The organism is Luteitalea sp. (assembly GCA_009377605.1).
Taxonomy (GTDB): domain Bacteria; phylum Acidobacteriota; class Vicinamibacteria; order Vicinamibacterales; family Vicinamibacteraceae; genus WHTT01.
Genome location: WHTT01000155.1, coordinates 1 through 7,886 on the forward strand (window position 1 = coordinate 1; position 7,886 = coordinate 7,886).

At 64.9% G+C, this 7,886-nt stretch carries 8 protein-coding genes; 3 read left to right on the forward strand and 5 right to left on the reverse strand.

Annotation, left to right across the window (positions count from 1 at the left end; translation table 11 throughout):
- From GEV06_27505 to GEV06_27525, 5 genes are all read right to left on the reverse strand, one after another.
- Nucleotides 1-457: hypothetical protein (locus GEV06_27505; protein MPZ21607.1), on the reverse strand; the 457-nt coding region annotated here is incomplete at its 3' end.
- Entirely contained in the window at nucleotides 454-1,065 is a 612-nt protein-coding gene (locus GEV06_27510) for a hypothetical protein (protein MPZ21608.1), read from the reverse strand. The genes GEV06_27505 and GEV06_27510, both read right to left, overlap by 4 nt.
- The gene (locus tag GEV06_27515; GenBank protein MPZ21609.1) at nucleotides 1,052-3,520 is read right to left on the reverse strand and encodes a heme lyase CcmF/NrfE family subunit; all 2,469 of its coding nucleotides are present in this window, start codon (nucleotides 3,518-3,520) and stop codon (nucleotides 1,052-1,054) included. The genes GEV06_27510 and GEV06_27515 overlap by 14 nt, the downstream gene beginning before the upstream one ends.
- 30 nt (nucleotides 3,521-3,550) lie before the next feature.
- Nucleotides 3,551-3,988 (reverse strand): hypothetical protein, encoded by a 438-nt coding sequence (locus tag GEV06_27520; protein ID MPZ21610.1) that lies wholly within the window; start codon nucleotides 3,986-3,988, stop codon nucleotides 3,551-3,553.
- 184 nt (nucleotides 3,989-4,172) lie between these two features.
- Entirely contained in the window at nucleotides 4,173-4,754 is a 582-nt protein-coding gene (locus GEV06_27525) for a septum formation inhibitor Maf (GenBank protein ID MPZ21611.1), read from the reverse strand.
- A 104-nt stretch (nucleotides 4,755-4,858) separates the two neighbouring features.
- On the opposite strand from GEV06_27525, the gene GEV06_27530 reads away from it, so the two are divergent.
- Genes GEV06_27530 through GEV06_27540 form a run of 3 tightly spaced genes read left to right on the forward strand, consistent with a single transcriptional unit; the run spans nucleotide 4,859 to nucleotide 7,289 of the window.
- Nucleotides 4,859-5,170 (forward strand): DUF721 domain-containing protein, encoded by a 312-nt coding sequence (locus GEV06_27530; GenBank protein ID MPZ21612.1) that lies wholly within the window; start codon nucleotides 4,859-4,861, stop codon nucleotides 5,168-5,170.
- A gap of 32 nt (nucleotides 5,171-5,202) precedes the next feature.
- Nucleotides 5,203-6,396 carry an acetyl-CoA C-acyltransferase gene (locus GEV06_27535; GenBank protein ID MPZ21613.1) on the forward strand — a complete coding sequence of 398 codons (1,194 nt, stop codon included), beginning with the start codon at nucleotides 5,203-5,205 and terminating at the stop codon, nucleotides 6,394-6,396.
- 38 nt (nucleotides 6,397-6,434) lie between these two features.
- Complete coding sequence (locus tag GEV06_27540) at nucleotides 6,435-7,289, forward strand: 3-hydroxybutyryl-CoA dehydrogenase (GenBank protein ID MPZ21614.1); 855 nt, start codon at nucleotides 6,435-6,437, stop codon at nucleotides 7,287-7,289.
- Nucleotides 7,290-7,886 lie beyond the last annotated feature (597 nt).

Genomic DNA, 7,886 nt, shown 5'->3' on the forward strand with positions numbered 1-7,886 from the left:
CGCCGCGCGTCATGCCAACGCCTGCCGCGAGCAGCAGCCGAACGCCACCCTCCTCAGGCAGCTGAAACGGCTGCGACTCGAGACGCTCCTCGTCGACAACGGCCACCGCCCGCATTGTCACGCCTCGAGGCACGTTCTCGAATTGCGCACGTCCGCTGGCGTCGGTGACCTCTGCCACGGGCTCCGTGCCGCCCACCAGCTCCACGCGCTGGTCGGGAGCGTTGGTGGAGATCGTCTGCCGCACGACCCGCACCGTCACGGTACCGTTCGGCAGATCGGCGCTCGGCAGCGGCACGCCAGCCATCTGGCGAATGTCAGGCTGCGCCGTCGCGTTTGCGGCGAGCAGGGCGGTCGCCACAATCCATACGATGGCCCAGAGCGCGGCTCTGGCAGGCCTGAAGGCCTGCGCTACGAGTGTCCGCGCGGGACCCGATCCGGTGCCAAACGCACGACTCATAGTGCTCGTCCGCAGGACTTGCAGAACCGCGCGTCGCCATCGTTACTCGTGCCACACGACTGACACGACTGGGCAGCGGTCGCGTCGGCGGTCTGCGCGGCCAGCGGCGCGGCCTCCTCATCTGAGAGCAACCGCGCGAGATCGTCCTCGATCGCTGCACGGTACCCGCTGGACGAAGAAGTCGTCTTCGACGGCTCGTCGGTCTCCTCGCCCAGCGCGTCCAGCTGCTGCATCAAGCCAAGAGCGCGCTGCCGTAAGCGCGCGCGCATGTCGTCGAAGTCGCGATCAGAAACCTTGCCCATCGCGCGGTCGAACTCGAGCTCCTTGATGGATCGCAAGACGAGCTGCTTCTCGCGATCGAGCGCGGTGCGCGCGCCGCTGCTTCGTTGGGCGCGCCAGCGAGCAGACTCGCCGAGCACGAGCGGCACCAGCATCCGGTACGCGCCAAAGCCAGCGCAGCCGGCGCTACAGATGACGACGCTCAGCAGCACCAAGGCCGCGGGATGTGTCTCGCGCGCCACCAGGATGGCGGCGGTGGCCGCGATAAACGAGGCGATCAAGAAGAACTGCCACGGTCGGAGGCCGCTGGCAACGTCAGTCGAGGTCACGCAGCTCCTCCTCGAGTCGGCGAGCCAGTGCCTCGTCTGTGTCGCTAGCACTCGACGCCTCATCGGCTTCGTCACGGCGTCGAGACCAGAAGAACACTGCCGCGCCGATCAGCATCAAGCCTGAGGCCCCAACCGCGTACGGCACCGCCCAGGCCAACCGATTGAAGCCTTCATCGATCGGCATGGCCAGCGGCTCCTGACTGCCGTACTGTTCGATGAAGTACGCATACACCTGCTCGCGGCTCTTACCGTCGTTCACCAGCTTCGTGATCTCGTCGCGCATGCCGGCCGCCGTCGGACAGATGCAGTCGGCCACCAACTGACGGCCGCAGCCGCCGCACGTGCAGACGATCTCGCGGCGCAGCTCGCGCTCGAGCTGCGTTCCAGGTACCGTCACGGTCGTCGAGCCGCCCACATGCTGCGCACGCGCGAGGGCCGGGCTCCCAAACAGCAAGAGCAGCAGCACCGGCGCGGTGGCCGCGCCCGATGGCACCGATCCCAGGGCCATCGCGAACGCCTGCTCCGGCAGCAGCGCAATCAACGTCCCGAGCGCCAGCACGCCGAATCCGGTCCAGATCCAGTTCACGAGCGGATTGATCACGACATGGAAGGTCGCCGACTGCGCCTGCACTTCGAAGCCTGCCATGACGACGTAGAGGTCTTCGAAGACGCCACGCCGGATCGCCACCTCGGTCGTCGGCTCGCTCTCGTTCTTGTGGAAGAACCAGCGCGCAGGATAGAGACGCCCCAGCGCTTGGTCATCCTTCCAGGCAGACACCGTCGCCGTCACCGCCTGCTTGCGCGCGTCCTGGCTCACGCGGATGCTCTCGTGTCGCACCGTAAAGCTGCCCACGCGCACCTGCTGGCCCGGCTTGAGCAACACCTGTTCTTCCTGTTTGAAGCCGTTGCCGGCAAAACCCAGGAACATGAGCACGATGCCCAGATGGACGATGTACCCGCCGTAGCGACGGTGATTACGCGCCACGAGACCAACCGCCGCCGTGAAGCGACCCGATCCGGTCGTCGCCGCCCGTACGCCGGCGCCGCGGACGAACTCCTGGACGAGAGTGGTGATGACAAACGCAGACAACGCAAAGCAAAGGCCGGACGACCAGACACGCACGCCGGCGATCCAGAGCCCGATTGCCGTGAGGATGCCGACGAGCGTGGGCCATAGCAACTGGTAGCGCAGGTTGGCCAGCGTGGTCTTGCGCCAAGCGAGCAACGGCGCGACGCCGGTCAGCCCGAGCAGGATCAAGCCAATCGGCAGCATCCATTTGTTGAAGAACGGCGGCCCCACCGTCAACCGATCCCCCGTCACCGCTTCGCTCAGCGTCGGAAACATCGACGCAAACAGGACGAACAGCGCTGAGAACAGCAGGACCCAGTTGTTGGCGAGGAACGCTGCCTCGCGCGACGCCCAGGAGTCCAGCTCATGGCGTGAGCGCAGCAGCGGCAGGCGATACAGGACCAGGCCGAAGCTCACGGTCACGATGATCACCATGAACACCGCGAACATCATGGCGAGCTTGGGATCCTCACCGAATGCGTGCACCGACTGCACGACGCCGGAACGCGTCATGAACGTGCCGAAGATCGTCAACAGAAATGTGAGGATGACCAGCGTCATGTTCCAGACGCGCAGCATGCCGCGCCGTTCCTGCACCATGACAGAGTGCAGGAACGCCGTGCCGGTAATCCACGGCAGCAGACCAGCGTTCTCGACCGGGTCCCACATCCACACGCCGCCCCAGCCGAGCTCCTCGTACGCCCAAATCATCCCAAGGGTCAGGCCCAGCGACAGGAACAACCAGCCGATCATCGTCCAGCGGCGAACCGCACGCAGCCACGAATCGTCGAGATAGCCTGTGATCAGCGCTGCCATGCCAAACGCGTACGGGATGGTCATTCCGACGAAGCCGATGTAGAGCGACGGCGGGTGGATGGCCATGTACGGGTTCTGCAACAGCGGTGTCAGCCCCTGGCCTTCGCTCGGCGTCTCGGTCAGAAACGGCGCGAACGGGTTGGTATGGACCATCATCAAGAAGAGGAAGAACATCTCGACGACGGCAATCACCGCCACGACGTAAGGAATGAGCTCGCGATGGGAGTCACGCGTATTGCGCACCGCAAACGCGCCAAAGACGGCGAGCACGAACACCCAGAACATCACCGACCCGTCGAGCCCGCCCCAGTACGCCGTCAGCTTGTAGATGAGCGGCTGCGCGGTATCGGACGTGAGCTGGACGTATCGAATCGAATAGTCACCGACGACGAAGGCGTAGACGATGAGGGCGGAGGCAACGGTGAGGAGTGCCGCGACGAGGTACGCGGCGCCAATGCCGCTCTCGACGAGGCGGGTCGACCGCCTCCGCGCGCCCACCACCGAGGCGGCTGCCGCGTAGCTCGCGGTCACGAACGTGACGAACAGGACGAACGTCCCGAGACTGGACATGAAAAGCGGTCAGGGGGCACCGCGCGAGCGTCACTCGGACGCGCGTGTCGAAGCGGCGGAGCGAACCGGTACGCCCGACTTCGGTTGGTACTTCGATGGGCACTTCGCCATGACGCCGTTCGGCTCGACGGCGAATCCCTCTGGCGACAGCCGGCCTTTCACCACGACCTCGGCGCCCTCCTTGAACGTGTCCGGCGCGACGCCGCTGTACGTGGCGTTGACGATCTTGCCGTTGTTGGTGATTTGAAAGCGATAGTCGAGCGAGTCGGGCCTGCGCAACAGCGAATCGTCGGCTACGAACCCGTGCAATTGCAGCCGCTTTCCGTACCAGGCCTCCGGATCAGTCATCACTTCGTCGACATGCTTGTAGTACGCGGCGCCCTCGCGAAGGGTCGAGTACAGCAAACCGCCAAACGCCACCGCCAACACCAGCGTGGTCAGGCCGACCTTGAAGGCTTTCTGTCGCATACACGTATCCTGGGATGCCACCGGACGCTCGTGGAATACCCGTGTCCCAGGATATGCGCGTTTGGCAGGAGGGTCAATTGGGAAGGGATCTAGGGGGCAAGGGATCTAGGGGTCAAGGGATCTAGGGATCTAGGGATCTAGGGATCTAGGGATCTAGGGATCTAGGGATCTAGGGGCGGTTTGCCTACGCTCCACCGAGCAGCGGGAACCGGGCACGCCTGAGCATCTGCACGACCGGGGCGACCGGCAGGCCGACCACGTTCGTATAGGAGCCGTCGATCCGAGTCACGAAGCGCGAGGCCAGCCCTTGGATCGCGTAAGCGCCCGCCTTGTCCCGCGGCTCGCCGCTCGCCACGTACCACGTGATGTCCGCAGACTCGAGCGGCGCAATCCAGACCCGCGTCGTCTCGACGGTCACCTCCCTGTGGTCCGGCCCTACCACAGCGACGCCGGTCAAGACCTCGTGCTGACGGCCGGAGAGACGGTTGAGCATGGCCACCGCTTCTACCTCATCACGCGGCTTGCCGAGAATCACCTGGTCCAGAACGACGACCGTGTCGGCGGCAAGCACCAGGTTGCCACCGATCGCTTCAGATACGCACACCGCCCGGGCTTTCGCGTCGGCGAGCCGTCTGACGTGCGCCTCGGGGGCCTCGCCGTCGAACCATCGTTCGTCGACGTTCGCGGCGCGCACGACGAAGGGAATGCCGGCTGCGTTGAGCAGGGCGGCGCGGCGCGGCGATCCAGAAGCCAGGACGAGTCGCATCCCGTGATCATACAAAAACGGGAAAGGGGACAACCCTCGTTTTCATTTTCTTACGCTGAGAAAACGAGGGCCGTCCCCTTTCCCGTTTTTGTTACACTCGACGCGTGGGAGCCTTCCAGCCACTCGGTGGGATTCTACCCACGGTCCTTCGGAGCGTGCTCGCGCGACAGCCGATGTCATCGGGCAAGCTGGCATTTGCATGGCGAGCTGCCGTCGGCACGGCAATCGAGCGCGCCACGCGCCTCGAGCGGCGATCGGACGGCGTCCTGCTCGTCGAACCGGCCAGCCCGCAATGGCGGCGCGAGCTCGAAGCACAGCACGACTTGATCGAAGCGCGCTTGCGCAGCTGGCTGGGCGACGACTTCGCCGGCCTCGTCATCATGTCGGAGGGAACGCCCGTCGATAGGAAGCGGTGAGCTTCGGAGCGTATCGACGGGACTTCATTGTCATGCGTCAAGCCGTTATCGTCGGTGCCGTGCGGCTGCCCACGGGCAAGCTGCTCGGTCAGTTGAAGAGCTTTTCTGCGCCCGATCTCGGCGCAATGGTCGTCCGCGAGGCGGTGCGCCGCGCCGGCATCGATCCGGCCACGGTGGACGAGTGCATCATGGGCAACGTCGTGTCGGCCGGTGTGGGCCAGAATCCCGCGCGCCAGGCGGCGCTCCACGGCGGTCTGCCGGATCACGTGGCGGCGCTCACGATCAACAAGGTCTGCGGCTCCGGGCTGAAGGCGGTGATGCTGGCCGCGCAGGGCATCGCAACGGGCGACATCGACATCGCCGTGGCGGGCGGCATGGAGTCGATGACCAACGGCCCTTACCTGCTGCCACGCGCTCGCGAAGGCTTGCGACTCGGTGACGGCGAAGTCGTTGATTCGGTGATCCGCGACGGCTTGTGGTGCGCGTTCGAAGAGTGCCACATGGGCATGACGGGCGAGGCCGTCGCCGAGAAGTATCGCATCGGTCGCGACCAACAGGATGCCTACGCCGCCGAAAGCCACAGACGTGCCGCACGGGCCACGCGTGAAGGCCTGTTCGCGGCGGAACTGCTCCCAGTGTCGATCCCCCAGAAGAAGGGGGAGCCTCTCCTCATCAACCGGGACGAGCCCATCCGAGAGGACACGACGCCCGAAGGCCTTGCCACGCTCAAGCCGGCATTCAAGCGGGACGGCACGGTCACGGCCGGCAACGCACCTGGCGTGAACGATGGCGCCGCGGCCCTCGTCATCATGTCCAGCGAGCGAGCCGATGCGCTTGGCCTCACACCGCTGGCACGGATCGTTGCCCAGGCCACGAGCGGCCTTGCCCCCAAGTGGGTGATGATGACGCCGGTCGACGCCGTCCGAAGAGTGTTGGCGAAGGCGGGGTGGTCTTCAGACGAGGTGGACTTGGTCGAGCTCAACGAAGCGTTCTCGGTGCAGGCGGTCGCGGTCACGCGAGAGCTTGGGCTCGATCCGTCTCGGGTCAACGTGCATGGGGGTGCCGTAGCACTCGGTCATCCAATCGGGGCCAGCGGGGCACGCGTGCTCACAACGCTGCTCTACGCGATGAAGCAGCGCCGCGCGCGACGCGGCATCGCCGCGCTCTGTCTCGGTGGCGGAAACGGCGTCGCGCTCGCCGTCGAGCGCACAGATGGGCATGCCTGATCGCGCTGTTCATCACTGAGTCCGCGCAACGCGTTCACATGACCACGACGATCCAGAGGATAGGTGTGATCGGCGCGGGCACCATGGGCCATGGTATCGGCCAGGTGTTTGCGCAGGCGGGCTACGACGTACGGTTGCACGACGAATCGGCACCTGCCCTCGACCGCGCCCGCAGCGCCATCGAGAAGAGTCTCTCGAAGCTCGTCGAAAAGGGTAAGCTCACGGCCAGCGAACGCGATGCGGCGTGGGCGCGTCTGTCCATGCATGCCGACATCGACGCGCTCGCCGATGTCGATTACGCGGTCGAGGCAATCATTGAATCTGCCGAGGCAAAGTGTGAGCTGTTTCGGCGGCTCGACGACCTTACTCGCGGCAATGTCATTCTCGCCACCAACACCTCCTCCATCTCGATCACGCTGATTGCCGCATCCACCAGACGGCCCGAGCAGGTGCTCGGCATGCACTTCATGAATCCCGTGCCGCTGATGCCGCTCGTCGAGCTGGTTCGTGGCCAGGCCACGTCTGACGAATCGCTGGCCGTCGCGCAGACGCTTTGTGCGCGGCTCGGCAAGACGGCCGTCGAAGCCGCCGATTATCCGGGGTTCATCGCGAACCGGATCCTGATGCCGATGATCAACGAGGCGGCCTTTGCCGTGATGGAAGGCGTTGGCACGCCGGAGGCCATCGACACGGTGATGAAGCTCGGCATGAGCCATCCCATGGGTCCGCTCACGCTGGCAGACTTCATTGGGCTCGATGTCTGCCTCGCCATCCTCGACGTCCTCCACGACGGTCTCGGCGACCCAAAGTACCGCGCGTGCCCACTGCTCCGCCGCATGGTGACGGCAGGTCACCTTGGACGCAAGAGCGGTCGGGGGTTTTATCGATATTAGCGGCCGCCTCGGCGAGGCAACAGTAAGGACACGAAGGTTGAACCACGAAGGGCACGAAGTTTTTCCACCACGAAGGACACAAAGATCACGAAGAAGCCATCAATTCAAATTAGTCAATTGGTTTTCTTCGTGTTCTTCGTGGTTCGGCCCACCGCCATGCGAGCAGCACCGACGGCACGAGGAAAAGCAATTCGCGGGCGACGGCAATCAGGTTGTGGTGCCAGAAGGTGTCGAGCCAATATCGCCGCGAGATCGGCATGAAGAGATGGAGCCCGGAAGTGTAGTAGGCGGCGGAGAATGGCCAGAGCGCGGTGATTCCTACCGGCGGCGTCGGATCATGGCCGAGCCAGTCCAATAGGATGTGCGATCCGTACGCCAGCGCAGCCGCGCACACGAGCCGGCGCTGGTCTCCAACGGCACGCCGCCGGCCCGGGATGTGGGACGATGCGGATGTGCCCGCCCCGAGGCCCGGTCGGATGATGAGCCAGGCGACTGCTAGCACAATGGCAACGGCGCCAATGCTGTGGGTGTACGTGCTGTGCACGCCGAAGAGCAAGTCGACATCCGGCAGCACGCCGAGCATTGCAAATACTGCTG

Bases quoted from the DNA above. Each gene is read 5' to 3' on its own strand.
- GEV06_27515 (MPZ21609.1), bottom strand. From the start codon at position 3,520: ATGTCCAGTCTCGGGACGTTCGTCCTGTTCGTCACGTTCGTGACCGCG.
- GEV06_27520 (MPZ21610.1), bottom strand. From the start codon at position 3,988: ATGCGACAGAAAGCCTTCAAGGTCGGCCTGACCACGCTGGTGTTGGCG.
- GEV06_27525 (MPZ21611.1), bottom strand. From the start codon at position 4,754: ATGCGACTCGTCCTGGCTTCTGGATCGCCGCGCCGCGCCGCCCTGCTC.
- GEV06_27535 (MPZ21613.1), top strand. From the start codon at position 5,203: ATGCGTCAAGCCGTTATCGTCGGTGCCGTGCGGCTGCCCACGGGCAAG.
- GEV06_27540 (MPZ21614.1), top strand. From the start codon at position 6,435: ATGACCACGACGATCCAGAGGATAGGTGTGATCGGCGCGGGCACCATG.